Annotated in this window: 39 protein-coding genes and 1 other RNA gene; 2 read left to right on the top strand and 38 right to left on the bottom strand. The window is 70.3% G+C overall.

The window, feature by feature from the left end:
- Nucleotides 1-10 precede the first annotated feature (10 nt).
- From QT17_RS04615 to QT17_RS13805, 11 genes are all read right to left on the bottom strand, one after another.
- A complete protein-coding gene (locus QT17_RS04615) occupies nt 11-886 on the bottom strand; it encodes a pyocin knob domain-containing protein (protein ID WP_039456951.1) in 876 nt (291 codons plus the stop codon).
- A gap of 9 nt (nt 887-895) precedes the next feature.
- Complete coding sequence (locus tag QT17_RS04610) at nt 896-1,558, bottom strand: hypothetical protein (protein WP_039456947.1); 663 nt, start codon at nt 1,556-1,558, stop codon at nt 896-898.
- Nucleotides 1,551-2,588, bottom strand: coding sequence for a baseplate J/gp47 family protein (locus tag QT17_RS04605; protein WP_039456944.1), 1,038 nt, complete (start codon nt 2,586-2,588; stop codon nt 1,551-1,553). Before QT17_RS04605 ends, QT17_RS04610 begins: the two co-directional genes overlap by 8 nt.
- On the bottom strand, nt 2,581-2,943 hold the full coding sequence (locus QT17_RS13045) for a hypothetical protein (RefSeq protein WP_052155162.1): 363 nt from the start codon (nt 2,941-2,943) through the stop codon (nt 2,581-2,583). The genes QT17_RS04605 and QT17_RS13045 overlap by 8 nt, the downstream gene beginning before the upstream one ends.
- Before the next feature lie 3 nt (nt 2,944-2,946).
- Nucleotides 2,947-3,600: a hypothetical protein gene (locus QT17_RS04595; RefSeq protein WP_039456941.1), complete on the bottom strand. Its 654-nt coding sequence runs from the start codon at nt 3,598-3,600 to the stop codon at nt 2,947-2,949.
- The gene (locus QT17_RS04590) at nt 3,590-4,327 is read right to left on the bottom strand and encodes a hypothetical protein (RefSeq protein WP_039456938.1); all 738 of its coding nucleotides are present in this window, start codon (nt 4,325-4,327) and stop codon (nt 3,590-3,592) included. The genes QT17_RS04595 and QT17_RS04590 overlap by 11 nt, the downstream gene beginning before the upstream one ends.
- Nucleotides 4,324-4,917 carry a hypothetical protein gene (locus QT17_RS04585; protein WP_039456935.1) on the bottom strand — a complete coding sequence of 198 codons (594 nt, stop codon included), beginning with the start codon at nt 4,915-4,917 and terminating at the stop codon, nt 4,324-4,326. The genes QT17_RS04590 and QT17_RS04585 overlap by 4 nt, the downstream gene beginning before the upstream one ends.
- A gap of 14 nt (nt 4,918-4,931) precedes the next feature.
- The gene (locus tag QT17_RS04580; RefSeq protein ID WP_039456933.1) at nt 4,932-7,472 is read right to left on the bottom strand and encodes a phage tail tape measure protein; all 2,541 of its coding nucleotides are present in this window, start codon (nt 7,470-7,472) and stop codon (nt 4,932-4,934) included.
- 267 nt (nt 7,473-7,739) lie between these two features.
- Entirely contained in the window at nt 7,740-8,327 is a 588-nt protein-coding gene (locus QT17_RS13040) for a M23 family metallopeptidase (protein WP_235283739.1), read from the bottom strand.
- A 52-nt stretch (nt 8,328-8,379) separates the two neighbouring features.
- Nucleotides 8,380-8,568: a hypothetical protein gene (locus QT17_RS04565; protein WP_039456929.1), complete on the bottom strand. Its 189-nt coding sequence runs from the start codon at nt 8,566-8,568 to the stop codon at nt 8,380-8,382.
- 59 nt (nt 8,569-8,627) lie between these two features.
- Nucleotides 8,628-8,786: a hypothetical protein gene (locus QT17_RS13805; RefSeq protein WP_153802418.1), complete on the bottom strand. Its 159-nt coding sequence runs from the start codon at nt 8,784-8,786 to the stop codon at nt 8,628-8,630.
- Between the two features lie 175 nt (nt 8,787-8,961).
- Between QT17_RS13805 and QT17_RS04555 the strand changes: the two genes are divergently transcribed.
- Nucleotides 8,962-9,417 (top strand): hypothetical protein, encoded by a 456-nt coding sequence (locus QT17_RS04555; protein WP_039456924.1) that lies wholly within the window; start codon nt 8,962-8,964, stop codon nt 9,415-9,417.
- Nucleotides 9,418-9,510: 93 nt separating this feature from the next.
- Nucleotides 9,511-9,981, top strand: a complete 471-nt coding sequence (locus tag QT17_RS13240; RefSeq protein WP_081995771.1) for a DUF488 family protein — start codon at nt 9,511-9,513, stop codon at nt 9,979-9,981.
- Here the strand turns inward: QT17_RS13240 and QT17_RS04550 are convergent.
- The 27 genes from QT17_RS04550 to QT17_RS04425 all read right to left on the bottom strand — a co-directional run bounded on the left by QT17_RS04550 (nt 9,932) and on the right by QT17_RS04425 (nt 23,605).
- On the bottom strand, nt 9,932-10,714 hold the full coding sequence (locus QT17_RS04550; protein WP_039456921.1) for a hypothetical protein: 783 nt from the start codon (nt 10,712-10,714) through the stop codon (nt 9,932-9,934). The two genes, QT17_RS13240 and QT17_RS04550, sit on opposite strands and share 50 nt — an antisense overlap.
- Before the next feature lie 122 nt (nt 10,715-10,836).
- The gene (locus QT17_RS04545; protein WP_039454941.1) at nt 10,837-11,670 is read right to left on the bottom strand and encodes an IS982 family transposase; all 834 of its coding nucleotides are present in this window, start codon (nt 11,668-11,670) and stop codon (nt 10,837-10,839) included.
- A gap of 112 nt (nt 11,671-11,782) precedes the next feature.
- An RNA gene (gene rnpB, locus QT17_RS13050) (RNase P RNA component class A) lies at nt 11,783-12,151 on the bottom strand.
- Between the two features lie 302 nt (nt 12,152-12,453).
- Nucleotides 12,454-12,750, bottom strand: a complete 297-nt coding sequence (locus QT17_RS04540) for a hypothetical protein (protein ID WP_039456918.1) — start codon at nt 12,748-12,750, stop codon at nt 12,454-12,456.
- On the bottom strand, nt 12,708-13,898 hold the full coding sequence (locus QT17_RS13035) for a phage minor head protein (protein ID WP_052155160.1): 1,191 nt from the start codon (nt 13,896-13,898) through the stop codon (nt 12,708-12,710). The genes QT17_RS04540 and QT17_RS13035 overlap by 43 nt, the downstream gene beginning before the upstream one ends.
- Nucleotides 13,882-15,393: a DUF935 family protein gene (locus QT17_RS04530; protein WP_052155159.1), complete on the bottom strand. Its 1,512-nt coding sequence runs from the start codon at nt 15,391-15,393 to the stop codon at nt 13,882-13,884. The genes QT17_RS13035 and QT17_RS04530 overlap by 17 nt, the downstream gene beginning before the upstream one ends.
- Nucleotides 15,393-16,676: a terminase large subunit domain-containing protein gene (locus tag QT17_RS04525; RefSeq protein ID WP_039456915.1), complete on the bottom strand. Its 1,284-nt coding sequence runs from the start codon at nt 16,674-16,676 to the stop codon at nt 15,393-15,395. The genes QT17_RS04530 and QT17_RS04525 overlap by 1 nt, the downstream gene beginning before the upstream one ends.
- On the bottom strand, nt 16,666-17,199 hold the full coding sequence (locus tag QT17_RS04520) for a phage protein Gp27 family protein (protein ID WP_052155158.1): 534 nt from the start codon (nt 17,197-17,199) through the stop codon (nt 16,666-16,668). Before QT17_RS04520 ends, QT17_RS04525 begins: the two co-directional genes overlap by 11 nt.
- Nucleotides 17,196-17,378, bottom strand: a complete 183-nt coding sequence (locus QT17_RS04515; RefSeq protein WP_039456912.1) for a hypothetical protein — start codon at nt 17,376-17,378, stop codon at nt 17,196-17,198. The genes QT17_RS04520 and QT17_RS04515 overlap by 4 nt, the downstream gene beginning before the upstream one ends.
- Nucleotides 17,379-17,380: 2 nt before the next feature.
- Nucleotides 17,381-17,710 (bottom strand): hypothetical protein, encoded by a 330-nt coding sequence (locus tag QT17_RS04510; RefSeq protein WP_039456910.1) that lies wholly within the window; start codon nt 17,708-17,710, stop codon nt 17,381-17,383.
- 10 nt (nt 17,711-17,720) lie between these two features.
- Nucleotides 17,721-17,969: a hypothetical protein gene (locus QT17_RS04505; RefSeq protein ID WP_071677779.1), complete on the bottom strand. Its 249-nt coding sequence runs from the start codon at nt 17,967-17,969 to the stop codon at nt 17,721-17,723.
- A gap of 58 nt (nt 17,970-18,027) precedes the next feature.
- Nucleotides 18,028-18,474 carry a hypothetical protein gene (locus tag QT17_RS04500; RefSeq protein ID WP_039456905.1) on the bottom strand — a complete coding sequence of 149 codons (447 nt, stop codon included), beginning with the start codon at nt 18,472-18,474 and terminating at the stop codon, nt 18,028-18,030.
- Complete coding sequence (locus QT17_RS04495; RefSeq protein ID WP_235283738.1) at nt 18,467-19,069, bottom strand: helix-turn-helix domain-containing protein; 603 nt, start codon at nt 19,067-19,069, stop codon at nt 18,467-18,469. Before QT17_RS04495 ends, QT17_RS04500 begins: the two co-directional genes overlap by 8 nt.
- Nucleotides 18,979-19,284 carry a hypothetical protein gene (locus tag QT17_RS14285; RefSeq protein ID WP_039456899.1) on the bottom strand — a complete coding sequence of 102 codons (306 nt, stop codon included), beginning with the start codon at nt 19,282-19,284 and terminating at the stop codon, nt 18,979-18,981. The genes QT17_RS04495 and QT17_RS14285 overlap by 91 nt, the downstream gene beginning before the upstream one ends.
- On the bottom strand, nt 19,281-19,541 hold the full coding sequence (locus tag QT17_RS13800; RefSeq protein WP_039456896.1) for a hypothetical protein: 261 nt from the start codon (nt 19,539-19,541) through the stop codon (nt 19,281-19,283). Before QT17_RS13800 ends, QT17_RS14285 begins: the two co-directional genes overlap by 4 nt.
- Nucleotides 19,541-19,780, bottom strand: a complete 240-nt coding sequence (locus tag QT17_RS04480) for a hypothetical protein (RefSeq protein WP_039456893.1) — start codon at nt 19,778-19,780, stop codon at nt 19,541-19,543. The genes QT17_RS13800 and QT17_RS04480 overlap by 1 nt, the downstream gene beginning before the upstream one ends.
- On the bottom strand, nt 19,777-19,968 hold the full coding sequence (locus QT17_RS04475) for a hypothetical protein (RefSeq protein ID WP_039456890.1): 192 nt from the start codon (nt 19,966-19,968) through the stop codon (nt 19,777-19,779). Before QT17_RS04475 ends, QT17_RS04480 begins: the two co-directional genes overlap by 4 nt.
- Nucleotides 19,941-20,156, bottom strand: a complete 216-nt coding sequence (locus tag QT17_RS04470) for a hypothetical protein (protein ID WP_039456887.1) — start codon at nt 20,154-20,156, stop codon at nt 19,941-19,943. Before QT17_RS04470 ends, QT17_RS04475 begins: the two co-directional genes overlap by 28 nt.
- Nucleotides 20,140-20,523, bottom strand: a complete 384-nt coding sequence (locus QT17_RS04465) for a hypothetical protein (RefSeq protein WP_039456885.1) — start codon at nt 20,521-20,523, stop codon at nt 20,140-20,142. Before QT17_RS04465 ends, QT17_RS04470 begins: the two co-directional genes overlap by 17 nt.
- Nucleotides 20,520-20,903: a helix-turn-helix domain-containing protein gene (locus QT17_RS04460; RefSeq protein WP_039456883.1), complete on the bottom strand. Its 384-nt coding sequence runs from the start codon at nt 20,901-20,903 to the stop codon at nt 20,520-20,522. The genes QT17_RS04465 and QT17_RS04460 overlap by 4 nt, the downstream gene beginning before the upstream one ends.
- Before the next feature lie 197 nt (nt 20,904-21,100).
- Nucleotides 21,101-21,346 carry a hypothetical protein gene (locus QT17_RS04455; RefSeq protein WP_039456879.1) on the bottom strand — a complete coding sequence of 82 codons (246 nt, stop codon included), beginning with the start codon at nt 21,344-21,346 and terminating at the stop codon, nt 21,101-21,103.
- On the bottom strand, nt 21,336-21,611 hold the full coding sequence (locus QT17_RS04450) for a hypothetical protein (protein WP_039456876.1): 276 nt from the start codon (nt 21,609-21,611) through the stop codon (nt 21,336-21,338). The genes QT17_RS04455 and QT17_RS04450 overlap by 11 nt, the downstream gene beginning before the upstream one ends.
- Nucleotides 21,608-21,889 carry a hypothetical protein gene (locus QT17_RS14840; protein ID WP_039456873.1) on the bottom strand — a complete coding sequence of 94 codons (282 nt, stop codon included), beginning with the start codon at nt 21,887-21,889 and terminating at the stop codon, nt 21,608-21,610. The genes QT17_RS04450 and QT17_RS14840 overlap by 4 nt, the downstream gene beginning before the upstream one ends.
- Complete coding sequence (locus tag QT17_RS04440) at nt 21,879-22,064, bottom strand: hypothetical protein (protein ID WP_039456870.1); 186 nt, start codon at nt 22,062-22,064, stop codon at nt 21,879-21,881. Before QT17_RS04440 ends, QT17_RS14840 begins: the two co-directional genes overlap by 11 nt.
- Nucleotides 22,064-22,489: a hypothetical protein gene (locus QT17_RS04435; RefSeq protein ID WP_039456868.1), complete on the bottom strand. Its 426-nt coding sequence runs from the start codon at nt 22,487-22,489 to the stop codon at nt 22,064-22,066. The genes QT17_RS04440 and QT17_RS04435 overlap by 1 nt, the downstream gene beginning before the upstream one ends.
- Nucleotides 22,476-22,814, bottom strand: coding sequence for a hypothetical protein (locus tag QT17_RS04430; RefSeq protein ID WP_039456865.1), 339 nt, complete (start codon nt 22,812-22,814; stop codon nt 22,476-22,478). The genes QT17_RS04435 and QT17_RS04430 overlap by 14 nt, the downstream gene beginning before the upstream one ends.
- The gene (locus tag QT17_RS04425; RefSeq protein ID WP_039456863.1) at nt 22,811-23,605 is read right to left on the bottom strand and encodes an AAA family ATPase; all 795 of its coding nucleotides are present in this window, start codon (nt 23,603-23,605) and stop codon (nt 22,811-22,813) included. Before QT17_RS04425 ends, QT17_RS04430 begins: the two co-directional genes overlap by 4 nt.
- Nucleotides 23,606-23,611 lie beyond the last annotated feature (6 nt).

Below are 23,611 nucleotides of genomic sequence, written 5' to 3'. Positions count from 1 at the left end.
CAGGTCCATCCTAAAGGGGTGGTCCCACGTTTTGACGTGTACTGAGGTTGGTGTCATATCCAGTCTGCATGCTCCCAAACGATGTCGGGTCGTGAGAGGCCCAGCATATCTGCGTTCCATCCGCAAACCGAATGTAGGAGCCGTTAGAGTTGGACCCATACATCACACCGGCCGTGACCCAGGAAGACCAGGTGCCCCCGGCGTACTGCCGCCAATAGATGCCAGGGTCGGCGCTTTTAGGGACGTACACCTGGGTGGTGGCCTCCAATGTTCTGAGAACCAGCAGGTGCCCCTGCTGGGTCACGGCGGGCGGCGTGTTGGCGCTGCCGGTGCCGAAGGCCCCGCTCGCTATCTCATATGTACCCGCATCGGTGAGGGTGTTCCAGTCTACGGCGCTGGTCACAGACCCCCTGCTCAGGTACGCGTCGGCGCTCGCGAGGGCACCGCTGGCATTGAGGAGGGGCACGCCGTTGGCTTGGCCGATGGGCAACTTGCCTACCCCGGTACCGCTAGCCAGCCCCCCGAGGAGCCAGTCTCCGGGGGAAGGCGTGATGGTAGGGGCGTTGCGGACCGCATCTAGCTTCGCCGCCGTGACACTGCCGTCTGGGTGGTCTAATACTGGGGCGGTGCGGTGGGCAGAGAGGGCTGTGCCACCCTGATTGGTTTCCAAGGTGCCTACACGCCCCGCGAGCCCGGCCAGCGTGTCTGGCGGCGTGGCGTCCCAGGGCAGGCCCAGGATGTCCGCAACGCGGTTTTTCAGGCGCTCAGTGCGGTTCAGAAGGCGCTGGAAGAGCACCTCCAGCGGCCCGATGCGCCGCCCCTCACCTGGGACAGGCACTTCAAAGTCAGTCTCCCAGCGGTCTTCAGGTGTTAGTCTTTTCGGCATCCTTACCTCCTATGGGTATATCTGTATGGGCTCAGGACCCCAGACATCGCCGTCTTCATCCCACACCGCTCCGTCATCCCAAACATCTCGGGGCCCCGGGATGTAGTAGATGGATCGCACGCGGGCATGAGCGGGCTTCACTTCCCGCACCAGGGCGGGGATGCGTTCCAGCTCCACCCCGTTTAGGGCGTAGTCCCAGGAGGTGTCGTCGTCCCACGCTCCCACCCCGTCGTCCCAACGGTCCGTGGTGAACTCTGGGCGGTAGGGCCAGAGGTAAAGGGAGAACTCGGCCCAGATGGAGGGGTCGTCTCGGAAGTGCTCGTGGATGTGGGCCTCGTAGCCCGCCGCCTCCAGCCACAGACGCATCCCGGGCAGGGTGCCCCCGAGGAGCCAGAAGTGCGTGGCATACACCACCCGATTCCGGAAGGCGGCTTCCAACTCCTCCCGGAACGGGGACAGCCCCCTCCCCCGCCCCACCTCCTCCAGGAACTTCCCCTCGGCGTACTGGGGCAGGGCCTGGCGGAAGAGGGCCAGGGTCTCCTCCACGGCGGAGGCCTCCAGGGCCCCCAGCATCCGCACCGTCCCGTCCGCGGCCCCGCCCTCCCGAGGGTAGCGCCCCGGGGGGAGGAGGGACAGCAGATGGCGGTAGAAGGCCTCGGCGAGCTCACTCAACTACGCTCACCTCCCCGGGGACGAGGAGCTCGTCCTGGGCCGGGACCACGGGGGCGGCCGGGGTGAGGACCTCCACCGCCTCGAGGCCCCCATAGTCGTGCAAGCGGTCCATGAGCCGGGAGGGCCAGAAGGGCTCCCCGATGTCCAGGCCGTGGAGGAAGTCCAGGGCACAGGAGCGCCAGGCCTCCAGGGGTGGGCTCCCCGGCAGGCGGTGCAGGCGGAGGGAGAGGTTGAGGGTCCTAGGGGTGGGGCCCCGGACCAGGGCGTCCGCGGTCACAGGGCGGCGCTCGTCCACCAGGGCCTGGACCCGGGCGATGAGCTCGGGGGAGGGGAGGCCTCGGGCCGGGGCGATGACCACGTCCACGGTGCCCTGGCCCCGGGGGTGCTGGTCCAGAACCTTCACCTTCCGCACCTCGGGCACCTCCAGGGCCCAGCTCATGTAAGCGTGGTAGGTGCTCCCCCGGCTCAGAGCGGGCCAGGAGAGGAGGAGGCGAGCCCGGAGCTCCTCGTCCGTCTCCTCGTCCTGCCCCGCCTCCAGGACCTCCACCACCTCCAGGCGCTCCAGGCCGGGCACCACGGTCACGGGGTAGAGGACCGCCCCCACGGGCAGGGTGTAGCGGCTTCCCACCCCCTCGCTCACCCCTTCCACCAGGGCCTCGGGGGCGTAGGGGCCCTGCACCCGGTAGCGGAGCTCCCCCAGGCCTACCAGGGCCCCAGGGGGGAAGGTACCGGAGGCCGAGGCCACGCAGCGGAGGCGGAGGCGGGCGGGACGGGCGGGCTTCCGCTCCAGGCCCATCCCCTTCGCGTGCTCGTCCAGCCAGGCCCCCGTGGCCCGGGTGACCAGGAGCTGGGGAGCCAGGGCCCGGGCGAAGGCGCGGGCCTCCAGGGAGGCCTGGGCGGCGAGGCGCAGGTAGGTGCCGAACACACTATAAGCGTCCGGGTCCCGCACGGGGAAGCCCTCGGGCAGCAGGGCCACGAGCCGCGCCACCTCCTCCTCCAGGTCGGGTAGGGGCGGGATCAGGTCAGCCACGCGTCACCTCCAGGGGCCAGGGCAGGAGGAGGCTCAGGGCCTCCTCCGTGAGGCGGGCGGTGAGGCGGAGGCCCCCCTCCGTCCACTCTCCCCAAGCCTCCAGGACCCGGGGGTCTTCCAGAAGGGTCCTCTCGGCCTCCTGCAGGACCTCGGTGCGGGTGAGGTCGTCCAGGGGGGCCCCCACGTAGTCCAGGAGGTCCGAGCCCTCGAGGGGGAAGGCCCAGTGGCTCCCCCGGGGGGAGACCAGGCGGGCGAGGAGGTCCTGCCTGAGGACCTCCATCCCCTCCGCCAGGGCCGCGTCCCCCCTGGGGGAGAGGAGGATGTCCCCGTCCTGCCACTTCCAGTCCCGGTACATGGCTCACCCCGAGTAGACCTTGGCGCTGCCCCCGATGATCTGGCCCACGGCGCTCCCCACCTGCACCGGGTCCCCCACCCGGGCCACGGGGGGGCCGCCCCCGGCGAGCTCCACCCGGGGGGCGTCCACCCGCACCACCGCGGTGCCCAAGAGCTCCACGGTCCCGTCCGGCTTCAGGCGGAGGACCACCCCGGGGGCGGCCTGGACTTCAATCTCCCCGTCGGGCTTGAGGCGCACCCAGGTGTCGGTGTCCTTCTGCACCAGGTACTCCCCGGGCTCCACCTGGACCACGGCCTTCCCCTCGGAGAGGACCCCGTCCACATAGGGGTAGGCGGGGTTGCCGTCGTAGTAGGCGATGCGCACCAGAGTGCCGGGCTCGGGCAGGGCGTACACCCCCCGGCCCTCCCGCCCCATCCAGGGCACGTCCAGGGGCACGTCCCGGATCTCCGGGGGACGGGTGGGGTCGGGCTTGCCCTCGGGGGTCAGGGGCTCCACGTCCACGCTGTAGCGCACCTCCCCAGGGGGACCCGCCACCCCCGCCTGGGAGTGCACCCGGAGCACCCGAGCCTTGTGGGGCAGGTGGGTGCGGTGGGCGAGCTCGGGCCAGAGGGCCTCCACGAGCCTGCGGAGGGCGGTCTTCAGGGCATCACTCCTCACGGCCGATCACCTCGTGGTAGGCCTCCTTGGGGGTGAGGACCAGGCGGTGCTCCTCCACCCGGAGGGCCCCCCGGTAGGCAGGGTGGTCCACCCGCAACAGGTGGAGGACCCTAAGGGCGGGGAGAGGGGCCATGCGAAGCCCGTAGCGGCCCGGGGACAACGGCCGCACCCAGGCCACCTCCTCCCCCACCCGGTGGACCACCCCGTAGTGGGGGCTCTTCCCCTCGGGCCCGGCGTAGAGGACCCCCCCGTCCAGCTCGTGCATCACCGCCTCCACGCCCCAGGCCTTGAGGACCATGAGGACCCCCTCCCAGGCCCGCACGCGGGGGAGGGCGTAGTGGCGCTTGGGCTCGGTCTGGAAGCCCCAGAGGGCCTTCCCCCCCACCTGGCCTTTGATCCACCCGGCCACCTCCTCGGCCTTCGCGTCCTGGAAGCCCTGGGGGTCCACCTCCCGCCGCCACTCGGGGAGGCCCCAGGCCACCCCCTCCGTGGCCGAGAGGAGGCCCTGAAGGGCGCCCTGGAAGAGGGGGCCCTCGAGGGTGAGCCGCACCGCCTCCCCAGGCTGGAAGGGTTTAGTGGCCTCGTCGGAGGGGCGGGCCGTGCCCTCGAGGTAGACGTGCCCCTGGAGGTGCAGGGTGCGCCAGGGCACGTGCAGGCTCTCGTGGAAGACGAGGCCCGCAGGGGTGCCCTTCTGGGTCTCGGGTTTGGGGACGTGGACGAGGTTCATCTGTACCCTCCCACGAGGCTATGGGCGCTCTGCCGCCCGTCCAGGAAGCCCTGTAGCATCGCCGGGGGCTTGGGCGGGGCCTGCCCCCCCTTCCCCTCGTTCCGCCTCTGCTGGGCGCTCCCCGGCGGGGGGCCCGCCTGGGGGCCGGGGGCCGCGGCCAGGGCCTGGGCCTCCCGGGCGTTAGCCTCGGCCAGGGCCTCCCGGGGCTCCACCTGGGTGAGCTCCAGCACGGCCGTGAGCCCGTCCTCCCCGCCCTCTTCCCGGGTGGTGAGCCGGGCGAAGAGGGCCTTCTCTATTCCCCGGGCGGCCAGGTGGGGGTGGACCACCCTGAGGGGCTCGGTCTTGCTCTTGGCGAACTTGGCGTGAAGCCGCCTGGCCTCCGCCAGGGGGTCCTTCCCCGCCAGGCGAAGGGTGATGCGCACCCGGAAGTCCCGGTAGCCCCTGAGGACGTGCACGTCCCCGGTGCGGCCCTCCCGGGGAAGGCTCTCCACGGAGTTCTCCCCCTCCACCTCCACGGCCACCACCACCCCGGGCATCTCCTCCCCGTCCAGCCGCAGGCGGTCTCCGGTGGCGAAGCGCAAGTAGGGCACGCTACACCTCCTCGCTACACCTCCTCCACGTAGGGCAGGAAGAGCCGCTTCAAGGCCTCCACGAACTCCTCCGCGTCCCGCACCCCGGGAAGCTCCACCCGCTCAATCCGCACCTGGACCACGGGCCTCTCCCCTCTCCTCTCGGGGGCGGGGGAAGGGGCAGGCGGCTCGGGCGCCGTGAGGGCGGGCGCTTCCAGAGTGGGGGCTTGGGGCACTGCCACCACGGGAACCCGCGGAAGCTCCGGCATCCGAGGAGCAGGCACCTCCAGGGCGGGGACCAGGGCCCGGGCCGCCTCCTGCACCGCCGGGGCCATGTTCTGGAGCCCCACGGCGAGGCCCAGGGCCGTCATGGCCCCGAGGCCCATGAAGACCCGGGAGGGGGACCGGATCCCGAGGAGGCGCTTCAGGGTGGCCAGGGCCTGGCCGCCGATCTCCCTCACGGCGTTCACCGGGGCCAGGGCCAGGGCCTTGATGCCCTGGGCGAGGCCCTGGACGATGGCCCTCCCGGCCTCCATGAAGGGGCTCGCCAGGGAGCGCACGAAGGAGAGGGCCTGGGAAAGCCCGCCCCGGAGCGCGTCCCAGAGAAGGCCCCCGAGGCGCAGGGGCAAGGAGAGCAGGGCCTTGAGAGCCTGCCACCCCCTCTCGGCAAAGGCCAGGGCCAGGCGGAAATCCCCCTGGAGGAGGGCCCGCAGGGCCCCGATGCCGGAGAGGACCACGGTCTGGAGGAGCCGGAAGACCGCCTCGGCCCCCGTCACCAGACCCCGCCAAGCGGCCCCCAACCCCTCCCCCAGCCGGGCCAGGGCGGGGAAGCGGGCGCTCGCCGCCTCCCAGAGGCGCCGCAGGGCCCCCAGGGCCACGTCCACCACCACGCCCCCCACCCGGATGGGCACAGAGAGGACGGCCCTAAGCCCCTCCCAGATGCGCAAGGCCCCCAGCCGGGCCCGGTCCAGGTCCAGGGTGAAGAGGCCCACCACCAGGTCCACAAAGCCCCGGACCATGCGCACCAGGCCCATGAGGCCTTCCCCGAAGATGGGGGCGAGGCGGACGACGAGGGCTTCCAGGAGGCCGAAGAGGAAGCCGATGCCATACCCCAGGGCGTAGCCGAAGCGGTCCCAGGCGGCCTGGGCGGAGGCCAGGGAGGCCTGGATGGCCCCCCCGAGGGGGCGGAAGAGCCCGGCCAGAGCCTCCCCCAGGCCCCGGAACTCGGCGAGGACCGGGGCGAAGGCGCTCCGCACCGCCTGGAGGGTGCCGAGAACGCTCTTGCGGAAGCTCTCGCTCGCCCCCCAGGCCTGGCGGAAGAGGTAGACGAGCCCGGCGAGGGCGCCAAGGACCAGCCCCACCGGGTTGAGGAGGAGGGCCCGCCCCAAGAAGAGCACCGCCTGCCCGGCCCGGAAGGCCCCCTGGGCGAGGAGGCCGAAGGCCCCCCGGAGGAGCCCCACCGCCCCCAGCCGGGCCATCTCCCCCCGCAGGAGGGCGAGGCCCAGGGAGAGGAGGCGCGCCTGCCTGAGGGCGCCGGCGAGGCCGCTTTGGAGGGCGAGGAGGCCCAGCCGGGCCTGAGTGGCGGCGAAGCCCAGGGCGGCGAGCCCCGTGACCAGGAAGCCGCCCACTACCAGAAGCCCCCCGAGGGTGGCCGTGACGGCCACGAGGGCCCCCCGGAGGAGGGGGAAGCGGTCCAGGAGGTCGGAGACGCGGTTCAGGAGGTCGGCGAGGCGGGCCACCACCGGGGTCACCACGGGCAGGAGGGCGTTGCCGAGGGTGATCCAGATGCGCTCCAGGGCGTTCCGGAGCAGGATGAGCTGGTTCCTCAGGGTGGCGGAGCGGTTCTGGAACTCGGCGAGGACGCTCCCCGTGTAGGCGGCCGGACTTCGCACCAGGCTGAAGGCCTTCTCCAGGGTGCCCAAGGAGCCCACCAGCTTGGCGATGTCGTCGGCGTACTCCATACCGAAGAGGTCGGAAAGCACGGTGAGCTGGTCGGGCACCGCCCTGAGGCGGCGTAGGAAGTCCATGATGGCCCCGGCGGCGTCCCGCCTCAGGGCCTCCTGGAGCCCCCGCGCGGTGAGGCCCAGGCGGGCCAGGGCCTCCTGGAAGGCCTTGGGCTGGGCGGGGGCGGTGGCCAAGCGCTGGAAGAGGGCGTTGAGGCCCGTGGCCGCCACCTCGGGGGCGGTGCCCAGGGCGAGGAGGCTCGCCCCGAAGGCCGCCATCTGCTGACCCGTGAGCCCCAGGAGCTTCCCTGTGCCGCCCACCCGGCGGAGGACGTCCAAAATCTCGGGGGCGGTGGCGGCCATGTTGTTGGAGAGGTAGTTGATGGCGTCCGCCACCCGCATCACCTGGGGCTGGGTGAGCTCCAGGACGTTCCGTAACTTGGCGAGGGCGTCCCCCGCCTCTTGGGCGGTGATGCCGAAGGCCACCCCCACCCGGGCCGCGTCCTGGGTGAAGCGCACGAGCTCCCCGAAGGGGATGCCCGCCTGGCCCGCGGCGGCGGCGATCTCTGTGAGCTCCCGGGCGGTCATGGGGATGACCCGGGTGAGGCCCAAAAGCTCCCGCTGGAGGGCCATGAGGGCGGGGGCGGGGGCGTCCCACCACCTTGCGCACGTCGGCGAAGGCGTCCTCAAAGTCCATCGCCGCCCGGGTGGCGAGGACCAGGGGCGCGGCGAGGGCCGCCCCGGCCCCGGCCACGGAAAGGCCCGCCCCCAAGCGTTGCAGGGCGAGGTCCGCCCGGTGGGAAAGCTCCTCCACCTTACGCAGGCCCTCCCCCACCCGGCCCAGGGGACCGGTCATGCGGTCCACGAGGTCCAGCATCACCTGGAGGCGGAAGAGGGCGTTCACAGCTTCCTCACCGCCACCTGAACCCGGTCGGGTTCCTCCAGGTTCACGACCACGCCCTCCACCTCCTGCCGGCCCCGGGCCCAGAAGACCCCCCGCACCCGGTAGAAGCGGCGGGCGGGGGCGTAGTGGGCCTTTAGGAAAGCCTCGGGGTCCAGGTACTTCTCCCGGATGAGGTCCACGTTGCTCCCGGGCCAGAAGTCGGCCTCCAGGGGGGCCCGCCGCACCTCAAAGTGGAGGTGGGCGAGGTACGGCCTGGCCGGGTCCCCCTTGCCGATGGCCCCCACGGGCTCGCCCGCGAAGAGGTAGTCCCCCTCCCGGGCCACCCGGAAGAGGAGGTGGGCGTACTGGGTCCAGAAGCGCCCGAGGCCGGGGAGGTCGTGCTCCAGCAGGACCACGTGGCCCCAAACCCGGTGGAAGGCGCTGTGGACCACCCGCCCCTCAGCCACGGCCACCACCGGGTAGCCCAGGTCGGCGTCCCCGGAGGAGCCGGAGAGGTTAAGGTCCACCCCGGGGTGCTGGTGAGGGGCGAGGCCCTGGGCCTTCCGCCACTCGGGGTAGCGCGGGTCCAAAAAGCTCGCGTCCACGCGGTTTTTGTCTGGAGAGGGCGGGAGGGGCCAGAGAACACGCATACGGGCTTTACCGGGAGGGACGAGCCCCTTCCTCCGGCGCTTTGACGTGCTCCGCCCAGGCGAGGCGGTCGGAGCCCTCGGCCTCGGCCCGCAACAGGGCCCGCCGGAACTCCCGAATCTCGGCGGCGAGGGCTTCCAACGTCTCGGCGGTGAACTCCACCTCGCCGTGGCTTAGCTCGGCCTTGTACCGCACCATACGCCCTCCCAAAAGCTTTGCCCCCGGGCTTCCCCGGGGGCAGTTATCCCACCTTAGCCCTATCTTACCCCGGAGGGTGGGGGGGTGGCAAGAAGGCGGGCCGCTTCCAGGAGAAGCTGGGCCTGCTGGGCCAGGAGGCGGGCGAGGTCGGGAGTGGGCTGAACAGGCGGAAGGCGCTTGGCAGAGCGGAGGTGGGCCACGCCGAGGCGGTGGGCCATCCCGTGCAAGGTGCTGCTGGGCACTCCCGTGCGGCGGGCGATTTCCTTATAAAAGGCCCCATGAAAGCAACGTGGAGCCTGGTCCTGGTGGCTCTGCTTCTGGCAGGGAGCGCGCAGGCGAGGTCCGTAAAAGATCGCCGACCTAATCGCTAGTCTCAAAAAGAGGGAGCCGATCGTGCGGGTCCAGGAGGAAAAGCTTCCTCCACCGCCCCCGGAGCGCTCGGCGGAGAGGAAGTACCTGGTGTGGGCCAAAAGCGAGGACGACGAGGTCTTTCAGTACGTGCTCTTCTTCGCCGCCCCCAAAGGCAAGCGCTATCTGAACGTGCTGAGCGTGCGCTTTGAGGGAAGCCCTTCCTTCTCCCGGGCCCTCTATGGCTTCGGCTATCTGGTGGGCTTCATAGAAGGGGTGTGCCTCGGACTCTCCCAGGAGACCAGCCAGAACCTAGTCAACTGGTTTGGCGATCGCGTGCAGCGCATCCAGGAAAACGGGGTGGGCCAGTTCAACCGCAACTTCGGCCCCGTGACCGTGGACCTGGTGGGCTACCACGTGGGGGACGTGGGAGACCTGATGCTGGTCTTCACCCGCCACGGCGCGCCGGGAGAGAAGTGGCCGCACTGGTGCGAGTATTAGCTTGACGGCCCGCCCCAAAATATAGGGGCAAATTGCCCAGGAGGCACTAGCGGTCGTGCTTTACAAGCTTCGGCCCCCAGATATTGTCTGAATATGTCAGATGTCCTGACCATCGGCTACGAGGGGTTAAGCTTAAACACTTTTTTGGACATACTCAAATCCAATGGGGTGAACTTGGTGGCCGATGTCAGGGATCTCCCCCTTAGCCGGAAAAGGGGGTTCTCTAAAACCCCCCTGAAAGAAGCCCTGGCTAAGGAAGGCATCTTCTACAGGCATTTCCCCGAGCTGGGGGCCCCTAAACCACTGCGCCTTTGCCTCCAAAAAAGCGGGGATTGGCAGACCTACCAGAGAAGCTACCTTCAGCTTCTCGCCCAACGGGTAGGAGCCCTAGAGGAGCTTGGACTCCTGCTTAGGGAATACCGGGTGTGCCTTCTTTGTTTTGAGGAAGACCCCAGCCAATGCCACCGCTCCCTGGTGGGCAGAGCCCTAGTAGAAACCGGTTGGGCTCAAGGGGTCACAGACCTGAGAAAAGGGGCAGTTCCGGCTTCTTCTTCGGCCAGATAAACCCTATAACCGCATAGAGCTGAGGTTTGGCATAGTGGTGGTGGATGCTTCCCACAACGATGTAGGTTTCCCTATCCAGGCCGAAGATCTCTTTCTCTACTTTGGACTTGACGCTCTCAACAGCCTTCTCTCGGCTACCAAGTCTCTTCTCTTCCCTGAAGTAAAGACGTATTATTTCCCAATCGGTGATCACCTTCTTGCGCGAAACGCCCTTTATATCGGTGAAGTTTAGATAAAACTTGTAAGGGCAAAAACGAAGTGGCACTTTGGGCTTCCGTAGGGATGCCCCTGACTCCCCTTCAAAAAGCCCCTCCTCCCAAACTCCTGGGGACGCTAGTTTGGCTCTGTCCTCCTCCGGCCAGTCCTCGCCCACATACTTCACTTCCACTCTGGCCGAACCCTGAACCACAGCCACGACTCCTATTGTTTTCCCCCACTGCACCCTACCCCTTTGGGGGCCCGAAAAATCATCCCCAAACAAGCCAACTCCTGCTGACCCCACCGGAACCCTCCGCACCATCTGGGCCTCAAACTGTTCAACGCTGGGAATAACCGTCGGGCGTATATACTGCATCCGGGCCTCCCAGTACTTATCCGCCTCCAAGTGCCCCACGCACCCGACTTGAGTGGGGTCCACGAGCCGATAGCTATCCGGGCGCGGATCCCCCCATGACTTTTCCAGAGGGAGCTCCAAGATATCGTACTTTTTGAAGCGGTAGTCGTTATCCAACAAGCGAAAGGGGTATGGGTAGATCCGGATCCACTCGTTATCGCGGAGACGTATACCTGCCGTACACGTTAGCTCCCCATACTTCTTACTTGGACTAGGATAGGTCTTTACAATCACCCAAGTTGCTACCCAGCCATCTTCTGGGTCAGGAGACTGATGTTATGGGCCAGGACGAAGGTGAGAACTTTGATGACGAAACCCTCCTGGGTCACGGCGTGGATGCGCCTGGGGAAGAGGTGATGGAGCATGCTCCCCACCGTCTCCACCACCCTCCGCCCCACGATGGCCAGGTACTGCATCCAAGGGAGATACCGCCGGCTGTTCCTCCTGCGGATGACCATGGGAACAACCTCCTGGGCCTCCCGGAGGAGGTCCTCGTACAGATGGCTCTCGTACCCCCGGTCCAGGTAGAGCTCCGCCCCCTCGGGAAGGTCCAGGGGAAGGAGGAGAAGCGAAGCGAGGTCGTGGAAGCTCCCCGGGGTCAGGTTCACCTCGTGGACGAACTTCCCGTCGTCCACCAGGAGGTGGAGCTTGAGGCCGTGGAAGTAGACCCGCTTGCTGGGGATGAAGCCGCGGTAGGCCTTGTCCGGGAAGAGGCGGGAGCGGGGGGCGCGGATGTTCTCGCAGGCGGGGAGGGGGAAGGTGTCCAAGGCATACGCCTGGGCCTGGTGGAGGTGCTTCCAGACCTGGGCCAGGAGGTGGAGGAGGGGGAGAAGGAGGGGGTAGAGGGCGTGGAGCCTGCGGTTGAAGCGGCTTGGGGAGGGGACGTGGGTGAAGAGGCCGAGGTCTTTGGCGAGGGCCAGGGCCTTGTTGTGCTTGCCGCCGAACTCTAGGGCGGCAAGGAGGGCGAGGGTGAGGATGGCGGAGGCGGGCGTTTTGGCTTGGGGGTCATCCTTGTAGCCCATGGCTTGCAGGGCGTCGTCTATAATGCAAAAGGCCGCTATGAGACGGGAAAGCATAGCGGCCACTATTTTTTCAGATCCAGGGGATAGGTAGCAACTTGGGTTACAATCATCAAAACTCGTTCCCGTGTCATAGCTCGCCTTGGAAAGCCCAGGCCCCCTCATGGGGGCCCCGGGACGGGGCGTAAGCCGGGTTCTGTTTTCCGCGGTCATCTCTCTGGGACCGGTGTCGCCACCGGCCTCAAGCGGCCCATCCCGCAGGTTCTGGCGGGCCGGGCAAGCCCTTCCTGCCTACCGGGCCTTGCACCGGGTGGGGTTTGCCGTGCCGCCCCTGTTTCCAGGAGGCGCGGTGGGCTCTTACCCCACCGTTTCACCCTTGCCCGCACCGGGGGAAGCCCCGGCCGCTGGCGGTCTCTTCTCTGTGGCACTTTCCGTCGGGTTACCCCGCCCAGGCGTTACCTGGCACCCCGCCCTATGGTGCCCGGACTTTCCTCACCCAAGGGGGTTGGCCCTTGGGCGCGACCGCGCCCCCGTCCCGGGGCACCCCTATTCTACCACAGGCGAAAGCATTGAGGAAATCGCTCACGCTCCAGGACAGAAACCCGCCTGAGCGCCCTCCCGGAGAGGGAAAGACGCTGTGCACAGGAGGGAGGAAACCCGGCCTGAAAGGCCCAAAAAGGCGGGGGGAGGCCGGGGCTAAGGGAAGGCCAGGCCACCCCCTTCCCGGGCCTTCCAGGGGGGTTACAGGGCCGTGTAAGCGCTTTCAAATCGGGGGGTGGGATGGCGGGGCGGAAGAAGGGGGGCCGGGGAGGACCCCCGGCCCCCCTGGGCCTGCCGCCCTCAGGGCTCCAGTCCCACCCGGGCGAGGAAGGCCTCCCAGGTCTCGGGAAGGGGGAAGCCGTGGGCCCGAAGCCTGGGCCCTTCAGCGAAGACCTCCCGGGCCAGGGCGAGGGCGGCCTCCCGGTCCTCCCGCGCGGCGTCCCTCAGGTACCCCCGGAAGGGGGTCCACTCCTCCACAGCGTCCAGGAGCTCGTCCGGGTCGGCCTCCTCCCCCCGGTCCAGGAGCTCCCTCACCCAGGCCACGTAGGCCCGGGCTAGGGCGAGGGGGGCGTAAGCCAGGGAGGTCTTTTGAGCCATACCACCTTGTCCCAAGGGACGTCCAGCTCGCTCAGGTCCCGCACGCTGTAGCCGGTGGCCAGCGTCCCGCTGTGGAAGGAGTATACCACGAACCAGAGGGCCTTGAGCCTGGGCCCCCGGGCCTCCTCGGGGATGAAGGAGGCGGGGGCCAGGGCGGCCAGCACCGGGCCCTGGTCCCGGGCGTAGACGAAGAGGGCGGCCTCGGGGTGGGCCGGGGCCTCGAGGCACAGGCCCTCGTAGACCTCGGGAGGGGTGCCCGGGGCCAGGTGCCCGTCCATGACCCGCTGGGCCACGTGGAGCTCCAGGCTGGTGGCCCGCTCCCGGCCGAGAAGGGGCCTCAGCTCCTCGGGAACGGAGCGCCCCCGGCGGTTGAAGGGGGCCCGCACCATCTCCCCGGCGGCGAAGAGCCAGTCCCGAGGGGCGGGCCTCCCCTGGCCCCGGCTCTCCGCCAGGCCCCTGAGGTGGGCCCGGGCCTCGGGGAGGGCGGCGAGGGCCCGCAGGAAGGCCCGCCAGAGCTCAGGGTGGTAGTCCCGGGGGTCGGGGCTCCACTCCTCCGCCGTGGGGGGGCGGCCGAAGCCCGCCTGGGGCTCGTGGGGAGGGGGCTCCTTCCAGGCCCGCCTCTCCCCTTCCTCCCGGGTGTAGGTGACCAGGGCGGTGCGGCAGTTGTGGTGGAGGGGCGGGACGTGGGTGCGCCAGAACGGGTGGTCGGCGGGGAGGACGATCCCCGCGAGGGGCCGGCAGATCTTTGAGGTGCGCCCGTCCAGGACCACGGAGAGGCCCCAGTAGGGCCTGAGCTCCCGGGCGGAGACCGCCTCCTTCCACCGCCCCGCCCCGTAGGCCAGCTGGAGGTTGGTGCGGAAGACGGTCTCCAGGCGGTGGCGGCTCCCCTCGCCCCAGGCGTTCTTGACCCGGTCGGAAAGCTCCCTTTGGAAGTCCTCAAAGGGCCTCCCCTCTTCCAGGGCCCGGGCGAGGGCGTCCATCGTCTCCTGCACCATGTCCAGCGCGGCGAGGCCCGCCACGAAGAAGGCCCGGCGCCTCGCCTCCTCCCCCAGGGCGCGGAACTCGGGATCGGGGAGGGGAAGGCGGGCCCGGAACCAGCGGAGGGCCTCCTCGGGCCGCAGGGGGTCAGGCTCAACCGTCCAGGCCACTGTCCTGCCGCTGGGCCCATCTCCCCGCGAGCTCGGAGAGGGTGAGGGCGGCCTCCAGGAGCTGGGCGAGCTCGGCGAAGGAGATCCCGGGGAAGAGAGCGAGGAGGCGCCGCCTCAGGTCCTCGTACCCCTCGGCCTCCCCGATGGCCTGGAGGAGGGCGGAAAGCCCGGGCATGGGGGCCTTTTCCAGGAGCCTGTCCCCCAGGCCGTCCACGAAGGCCTGACCCGCCACCAGGCCCCGCTCCCGCCGCTCCTGGGGGGCGAGGAGGGGGGTGAGGACGGGGCCCTGGGGGTCGGGGGCGGGGACGCCGAACTCCTCCCGGAGCCAGGCCTCGGGGATGGAGAGGCCCATGCCCAGGAGGGTCTGGAGCACCCGGGCCCGGCTCTCCAGGTCCTTCTCCTCCTCCACCTCGGGCACCACGAAGGGGGCGAGGTCCAGGAACTCGGGGCCGAAGTTGAAGGCCACGAAGGGCTTGAGGAGGCCCTCCCGGAGGGTCTTGGCCAGGGCGCGGGCGTCAGCCCGGAGGAGGTCTATCCGCACCCGCTCGTGCACCTTGGCCAGGGCGTAGCTCCCCCCGTCCCCCTCGCTGGAGGTGAGGGTCTGGCCCAGGACGGCCTGGGCCATCTCCCGGTTGCAGAGCCGGATCAGGCGCTCGTAGACGTCCGGCCCCTGGCCCTTGGCCGCCTCCAGGATCTCAATCTCCGTGTCCTTGGAGATGACCCCGGCGGCGTCAGCCCCGAGGCTGCGCACCGCCTCCTCCAGGCGCCGCCTCTCCTCCTCCCCGGCGGCCGGATCGTACTTACCGATGCGGTAGGGCTGGCCGTAGACCTCGGCGAAGACCACCCAGTCCTTGAGGGCGTAGTGCTTGAAGAGGTAGAGCCAGGCCACGCTGCGCATGAGCCCGGCCCGGGTGGGGAGGCCCGAGCGGGCCCTGTAGCGGTGCTCTATGGCCCCGCCGTAGGGGAGGGCCTCCCCTTCCGGCCGCTCCTGGGAGGCGAGGTAGAAGCGGTCCTCCTCGGAACGGTAGACCAGGCTCCCCGGGTGCACCCAGCGGAAGGCCTTGGGCCGCCAGAGGAGGCCGTCCCACTCCCAGGCCACGGCCACCAGGCTCACCCCCTGGGGGATGGCGGAGAGGAGGTCCAGCATGAGGTCCTCCAGGGGGAGGTCCCACCACACCTCCTCCACGGCCCGGAGGATCCGGCGGGCATCCCGGCCCTCCTCCGCGGGCTCCAGGCGCCAGTCCAGGCCGATGACGGCGAGCTTGCGGGTCTGGAGGAGGGAGAAGAGGAGGGCGTCCCTTTCCTCCATCTCCTCAAAGAGCTCGGCCTGGAGGGCGAGATCCCCCTCGTCGGCGAGGCGGAGGACACGGGCGAGGCGCTCGGGGGTGAGCCCCCGGGCGGGGTAGACCCGGTAGGGGGAGTCCAGGGGGAGGCGGCGCGCGGAAGGCGGTGGGCTTTTGGGGATGGGGCGGCCGTAGGGGTCCAGGATGGGCATCAGTAGGCTCCTTTCCACCCGGCGAAGGCCCGGCGGAGGACCGACCTGTACTCCACGGGGCCCTTACGGGTCTCGGCGGCGTGGAGGGCGAGGGCCAGGGCCCAGAAGCGGTCGGCGTGGCCGCGCTCGCTCCTCTCCGCGTCGTAGCGGACGTTCCCGGAAGGGGTGATGATCCGCCGCACGGCGTGGAGGTCCTCCCGGAGGGCCCGGTCCTCGGGGATGCGGATCCGGCGGTCCTCAAAGAAGAGGCGGAGGCGCTGGGCCAGGTCGGCCTTGACCTCCAGGGTGAACTTCACCGGCTCCACCTTGTAGCCGAAGGCCCGGCGGGCGTTCTCGGCCAGCATCTCCCCGAGGCCCGTGGCGTCCAGGCAGGCCCGGCGCACCCGGGGAAGGAGGGCGTGGAGGCGGGCCTCCTGCTCGGCGAAGGGAGCCCGGTGGAGGGCCTCCACGAGGCGCGCCCAGTACACGTCCCCCACCCGCTCCAGGACCACGAAGACGGTGAGGTCCCGGTGGCGGCCCACGTCCATCCCCAGGTAGGCCCGCTCGGGGTCCCACTCCCCCCGGGGGTCCTCCCTGGCCTCGGCGGCGAGGATGAGGCTCCAGGGGAGGAAGGCCTCCTCCTCGGAGACGAACTCGCAGAGGTATTCCTGCTGCCAGATGAAGTCGTCGGCGAGGCCCGCCCGGAGCTCCTCCGGGTCTATGGGCAGGCCCTCGGCCACCGCGTCCAGGAGGGTGACCCGGTGCCGGCTCCAGACCTCTCCCCCCTTCTCCCAGAGCTCGTAGAACTTGCCCCGGGGGCCGTTGGGGGTGCTCATGATCCTGATCTTGAGATCGGGCCTCCGCGTGATGATGGGGAACATGGCGGCCCAGATGGCCTCGGAGTCCTGGTGGAAGGCGAACTCGTCCAGGAAGACGTTCCCGGTGTAGCCGCGGGCGGTGCGGGGGTTGGCGGGGAGGAAGACGAGCCTGGACGTGTTGGGCAAGCGGATCTCCAGCTGGGTCACCTCCTCCCCCGCCTCAAAGAAGCGGCTCTCCAGGGTCTCCGCCGCCTGCTTCAGGGCCGCGAGGTGGCGCTTGGCCTTCTCCGCGAGCTCCCGGCTCTGCCGCTCGCCGGCGGAGAGGAGGACCCAGAGGGTGCCGGGGCGCTCCACCGCGTCCAGGACCACCTCCAGCGTCCCGGCGAAGCTCTTCCCCGTCTGCCTCGCCCAGAGGCCGATCTTGAAGCGGGATTGGTCCCACACCCAGCGCCGCTGGTACGGGAGGAGGAGGCGCTCAGAGTCCATAGATGTCCCGCTTGATGGCCTCTATGACCTCGGGCTCAATCTGCCGGGCGCGGAGGCTCTCCTCCACCTTCTGGGCCGCCTCCTCCCGCAGGGAGCGGTCCAGCCTCTCCAGGCTCAGGGCCACCCGGGCGGCCTCGAGGCCGAGCCGCACCACCTTCTCCGGATCCACCTCCTCCCCGAGCTCCAGGTCCTGGAGGTAGCGGAGAGCTTTGTGCACCACGATGTTGGCCAAGGCGGCGGCGTAGGAGAGGCGCTTGCCCGTGGCCTCCTCCACCGCCTCCACCAGCCGCTCCATCTGCAGGACCTGGTCCAGGGCTGGGGCTAAATGACGGGCGTGGCGGCGGACGCTGGAGGGGCTCACCTCGTGCCCCTGGGCCCTGAGCCAGAGGGCGATCCCCTCCATGCTGTAGGGCCTGCCGTCCTCCTCCGTCTCCTCCCCCAGGAGCATGGCGTCCACCCGGTCGCGAAGGTCCTCCGGGAGGGTGCAGACCTTGCAGAGGCGGTGGCGCTTGTAGCCCTTCACGGCCGCACCCAGCCCACCAGGGCCGCCACCAGGGCCAGGGCCAGGAGTCCCCGCTCCCAGAACCGGGCCCGGCGCTCCCTCTCCAACTCATCCCGGAGGAGGCGGAGCTCGGCGAGGATCTCCTCGTGGTGGCGGCGGAAGGCCACGGCGAGGGCGTGGATCTCCTCCCTGAGCTCCACGGCTACCCCCTGGGCAGGAGGACCCCGGGGTCCTTCAGGTTCCCCTCCACCAGGTCCATGCCCTGGGTGGTGAGGCGGACCAGGGTGAAATCCCCGTCCTCGTCCCAAACCGCCTCCACGTAGCCCTTCTGCTGCAGGTAGCGCACGGCGGCGTTCATCTCGGAGCGGGCGGGGAGGACGTGGGAGAGTTCCATGACCCGGGCCAGGACGCCTCTCGGCATGGCGTAGGGGTCGTGGATGTTGACGGGGGCGTCCACCCCGAAGGCGTTCAGGTACAGGGCCTGGAGGATCGTGCCTCGGATCAAGCGCTGGCGGTTTGGATCCCTGAACATGGCGCTCCTTTCACGGGAAGAGCTTGTGGACGGGAAGGCCCAGGAGGCTGGCCACGATGCCGAGGAGGAGGGCCAGGACCGTCCAGAAGAGGGGGCGGCTCCAGAGGGAAGGGGCCTGGGGCTTGGGCATCATGCGGTAGAGGCGGAGGGCCCAAAGGCGCTCCCTGAGAGGGCGAAGGTCCGCCTCTGAGGCCCCCAGGCGGGCGAGGAGGGCGAGGGCCTCCTGCCAGAGCTCCAGCTCCAGATCGCGCTCATCCACGGCACCCCAAAGCTTGGCCCCCGGAGCTTCCTCCGGGGGCAGGTTTCCCACCTTAGGCCTATTCTACCCCGGGGGGTGGGGGGGTGTCTACCTCGGCCCGGCGGGCGAGGCGCACGAAGAGGTCCAGGAGGTCCAGGGGGGCGTGGGTCTGAAGCCGACCGGCCGAGGGGTTGTAGCTCACCAGGGTACTGGGCTTCCCCTTGCCCAGGTAGGCTTCCATGAGCTGCCGTTCCCCGTATCCCAGCCCCCGGACGAAGGCCCGGGCGTCGTGCCGCCACAGGCGCAGGTTGTGGGCCTCTATGCCCAGGGGCGGGACCGGGGGGACGTAAATGGGCAGGAAGGCCGGGGCCTCGGGGGGGCGGGCGTGGAGGTCGGCGCGGCCCCCGAAGGCCCCGGGCCTGGGGTCCTGGGGGTGGACCGGGACCCAGCGGGCCTCCCCGTGTTCCACCCGCCAGAGGGCCAGGGCCACCCAGGCCGCCCGCCAGAGGTCCAGGGGTTCATGCATAGCGGCCCTCCTCCTTCAGGGTCCATCCTTCCCCAGTCCGGTGGACCAGCCCCTGGTCCTCCAAGCGGTCCAGCCAGCGGCGGACCGTGGTCTTGGGCCACCCCAGGTCCCGGACCAGGGCGGTGAGGGTCACGGGCTCCCGGTACCGGGAGAGGGCCCGCAGGACCTCGGCGGCCCGGCCCTCCCCTTCCACGCTAAGCTCCATCGCCCGGGACTCCTGGTACCGGATGGTGGTCCGCTCCCGGACGGGGGCGGTACCACCGGACGCCAGTACCGGCACCTCAGGTTCCACCCCGGCCCCTTCCGGTACCGCCTCGCGGGCCTCCTCGGTACCGGCGAAGGGGGGGCGTGGTACCACCGCGGTACCGCTCTTCCGGGCGGAGGTACCACCCGGTACCGCCTGCCCGGACCCCTCCCGGTCCAACGTGGCTCCCTTGGGGGACACCCGGACCATCTCCCCCACCACCTTCCCCACCACGTAGGTCCCCACGGGGACGAAGAGGCTCATGGCCAAGGTCTCCCACAGGGCCACCCCGGGGGCCGCCCGGTGCATGGAGAGGGCGTTGCCGAGCCACACCAGGGCCAGGGCGGCCACCGCCCCGCCCCCGCCCAGGCCGAGCCCCGAAGGAGGGAGTTGGAGAGGAGGGAGAGGAGGAAGGCGGTGAACTCCAGGCTCGCCGCCAGGCCCCAGGCGAGCCAGGGGGGGAGCCCCCCCAAGGAGAGGGCGTACCACTGGGCCAGGTGGCCGGTGCTCATGGCCAGGGTGCTGAGATAGGCCAGGATCAGCAGGAAAAGCAAAAGGTTCCTCATGCTTGCCTCCTGAGCAGGCTGTGGGCCTCCAGGACCAGGAGGAGGGCCCGGCCCCGGGCCTCGTCCAGCTGGCGGAAGCGGGCCTCCAGCGCCCGGTGGCGGGCTTCCAGGGCCTCCAGGGCCCGGCGGCGCTCCTCCAGGAGCTTGAGGGCCTCGGCCAGGGTCTCCTGGGCCTGGTAGACCCGCAGGATTTCCCCGCCCGCCGCCCCCTCGAGGGCCGCCTGCGCCAATACGTTCAGGGCCTCTTTGGGGTCCATCACTCCCCCGGCTTGAGGGGCTGCCACATCCAGTAGGCCCGCCCCTTCCGCTCCCCCCACCACACCAGCCCCCCGGGCACCCGGAGGAAGGCGGCAAGCCGCCCCACCCCGGGGCAGTAGGGCCAGCCCTGGGCGGTGACGCCGCAAAAACGGGGCAGGGCTCGGGTGTGCCGGGCCACCTCCTGCTCCAGGTCCGCAATCCAGAAGGAAAAGGGGCGGAAGTAGTCGTCGTACCTCATACCCACCTCCACACCACGGCCAGGAAGGCCCCCAGGACGCCAACGAGTGCGGCGAAGAGGAGGAGGCCCACGGAGGCCCCCTCCCCGAGGGGGCCCCGCCGGGAAAGGGCCAGGTAGGCGAGGAGGAGGAGAAGCCCCACCTGGGCCGCCGCCACGTAGATCAGCGTGAGCTTGAGTAGCGCCGCCACAGGGCCTCCTCTACCGCCTCGAGGTCGTAGCCCCAGTCCAGCTCCAAAAGGTCCTCCCCCCGGAAGAGGGCCAGCGTCCAGCGCCCCTCCTCGTCCAGGAAGGCCCACACCAGAAGCCCCCCGCGCTCGCGCGGGTAGCGCGCCACCAGCCCCTCCAGGACGGCCAGGACCTCATCGCCCTCCTCCATCGGCCACCTCAAACAGGCCGGGCTGGGCCCAGCGGGGGGAGCGGTGGGCCTTCCAGTGCCGCCAGGCCAGGTCCAGACCCCGCACCGCCGCGTGCAGCTCCTCTATGCGGGAGAGGAGGCTCTGGCGGTAAGCGCGAAGCTCCTCCTCCGAGTCCGCCACCTTGTAGACCTCGTCCCCGGCGGGGGACTCGGCCACCACCACGGGGAGCACCCCGCGCTTGCGGAGCTCGGCGATGATGGCCCGGCCCCGGCGATCCCCGCCGAAGTGGCGCCCAAACTCCTCCCGCGGCACCCCCCACGCCCCCCGCATGAGCAGGAGGTCCACCGCGGCCCTAAGCTCCCCGTCCGTGATCTTGGGGACCTTCATGCCTTCTCCTCCTTCGCCAAGGCCTCGGCCAGGGCGAGGAGGGCCTCCTCGGGGGAGACCCCAAGGGCCTCCTTCCCCCCGGCCGAAGCGCGGAAGCCACCACCCTTTGGGTCCGTGAAAAGCTCCACCCGCAGGCCCGCCCGCTCCATGAGGCGGAGGGCGAGCCAGGCGGCCTGGGCCGCGGGCACACCCCCCTCCACCAGGCGCTCCAGGCTGGCGGCGGTGATGTAGACTTTGCGCCCCACGCGCACGGTGCGGACCCGCCCCTCCCTAATGAGGCGCTCCACGGCGGGCCGCCCCACTTCCAGCACCGCCGCCGCCTGGGCGGGGGTGAGGAGGGGGCGGTCCAGGCCCATCTCTCTAAGCCGCTCCCGGATCATACGTCCTCCCCCTTGCAGGCCCCACGACGGTCAAGTGCGGCGTGCGCCCGTACTCGGGCGGCCCCCCGTAGATCCACGTGAGCCGGAGCCGCACGGCCAGGCAGACGCAAAGCCCCACCGCCCCGTCAGGGGCCAGCGCTGGAACAGTGAGGGCCCTCTCGCACCCTTCCACCGGGCAGGGCACGAGCACCGGTCCCTTAGACCGCTCCCCCATCCTCCCCCTCCAGCCAGGCCTCCAGGATCCGCCAGGGCTCCATGACGCGAAGGGCCTCGGGCTCCGCCTTGGGCCCGTCCCAGAGGCGCAGGGGCCTCAGCCAGAACTTGAGGCCCCCGTCCTCCCACTTCACCCTCACCTCCCCCCGGCCCGTCCGCCCCACGATGGCGAGGCGGACGGGGGTCCCAGGGTTCGCCCGGGCCAGGCGGATCACGGCCTCAGGCGTCACGGCGCACCTCCACCCAGGCCCGGGAGAGCCCGGGGTCGCACCGCCAGCAGGGGATGTCGTCGGCGACGCGCCCCGTGCCCCCGCAGAGGCCGCAGGGGCGGAGCCTCAGGACCACCTCCTGGGCCTCGGCCTCGTCCAGGTAGAGCTGGGCCAAGAAGGCCTGGCCGTGGGCGTAGGCCAGGCGGGCCCGCTCCCGAAGCTCCCCCGGGGTGAGCCCGTGGCCCCGGATGGCGTCCAGGACGCTACGGAACGGCCGGGGCCTCATGGACAGGCCACCCCCTTCATGCGGTGCGGGTGGGAGAGGAGCTCCCTCGCCTTGGCGTCGTTCTCCGCCTGGGCGGCGGCCACCACCGCCAGGGCCCTGCGGGCCAGGCGCTCCAGCTCCCCCTGGTCCACCGCCTCCGTGTCCCGGGCCTCGTTGGCGGCCCGCACCATGTCCCGGGCCAGGTCGTAGAGGGCGTAGGCCACCCGCATGTGCCGGGGAAGCCCCTCCTCCGCCAGCTCGTCCACCAACTCCTCCAGCTTGGTCCGCTTACCCTTCACGGCGCACCTCCTCGTGCCGGGCCAGCCACTCCCGCTCGGCCTCGGCAAGGACGGCTTGGATGCCCCTTCCCGCCTCCTCCAGGGGGCGGGGGCGCGCCCCCCGGAGGGCTTCCACAAGGGCGGCCCGGACCTCCGGGTCCTCCCTGAGGAGCCGAATGAGCTCTTCCCGCGTCATCAGTTCCCTCCCCGGGGCGCCGGGGGCTTCGCCCCGAAGAGCCCCGCCGCGAGGGCCGCCTCCAGGGCCTCCGCGTGCCGGGCCACCAGCGCCCCGTAGACCGCCTTTCGCTCGTGCTCCAGGACCTCAAGCTCCGCCTGGAGCTTGTCCAGCTGGGTTAAAATCTGCTGCAGCCTCTTTTCCGCCTTCTGCCACTCCAGGTCCTGGGCGAGGAGCACCCTGGTGCGGGCCTGGCGCTCCCGCTCCGTCTTGCCGGGGGCCTCGAGGTAGGCCTGGGCCTCCCGGGCCTCCATCCACCGCTCCAGCTCCCGCCTCTCCGCCCGGAGCGCGGTCATCTGCCGCTTCACCTCCCCGATGAGCCCGGGGAGCTCCAGAATGCGCATGACCAGGCGGGCGGCCTCGAGGGTGTAATCAACCCTGTTCACGAAGGGCCTCCTTCACGGCCACATCAATCTCTTGCCAGTCGGGGACGGCCTTCACCAAGGCACGCCGCCTAAGCTGGCCGTACAGGCCCCTGGGCTGGTGGAGCTCCACCTCGTACTCCACGTGGACGACCTCGTAGCGGACGCGCTTGCCCAGGCGGTTGAGGTAAAACTCCCGCCCCTCCAACACCCAAGAGCCGTCCCCAAGGAGCATCACCAGGGGCTTGCGGTTTATGTTCCCCTCCTCGTCCACCTCGTAAAACTCCGTGGCCTCATCCCGGCGGATGGGGATTTTCTGGCCTGCGAAGTCAAAGAAGTAGCGCTTCACCGCGCACCCCCCGCGAGGTTCAGGCGGCTCGCCACCCGGCGCACGTGGGCCGGGGTGAAGGCGGCCTTAGTGAGGCCCCGCTCGCTGCTCCACTGGACCACCCGGTCCATCTGCCGCATGAGCCGCACGATGTCCCGCAGGATCCCCCCAGTGAGGGTGTGGAGCTCGGCCAGGGTCTCCTGGGAGTAGCCGGAGTTTTCGTAGATGGCCTGGGTCTCCTGGAGGGAAATGGGGCCTATGCGGGCCACGGTGCCGATGCGGCTCTCAATGTCCCGGTGGCGCCGGATCTGTCCCTCAAACTCCTCCGAGGTGATGAGGACGAAGGAGCTCCCGGTCTCGTCCGCCAGGTACTTCACCGTCTCCAGGGTTGGGCGGTCCAGGAGCTGGGCCTCGTCCACGAAGATCACCCTGGGGCTCATGAGGAGGGCGTCCCGCACCATGCTCAGCAGGACGCGGAACGTCTTGGTGCGGGTGATGCGGAGCTCCACCGCCAGATCCTCCAGGAGGGCCGCCGGAGAGTAGCTGGGCTGGGCCCGCACCCAGGGGGCCTCGTGCTCCCGGGCCCAGTAGCGGCAGGTGAGGGTCTTCCCCACCCCCGCCGGGCCCACCACCAGGGCCAGGGGGAAGCCCTCCTGGGCCACCAGGTGGAGGTGCCCCAAGAGGGCCTTCGCCCCCTCCGTGGGGATGAACCCGTCCCGGGGGTCCTTCCAGAGCTCCGCCTCCCCCATGACGATGCCCAGGGCCTCGTCAATGAGGGCCAAGGTCTGGTCGCCGTTCGCCTTCCTTCCCATGCGCTA

Origin of the sequence: Thermus sp. 2.9, assembly GCF_000794385.1 — a bacterium.
GTDB lineage: Bacteria > Deinococcota > Deinococci > Deinococcales > Thermaceae > Thermus > Thermus thalpophilus.
Note: the sequence above shows the minus strand (reverse complement) of the source record. Positions and strands in the feature narration are given on the sequence as shown.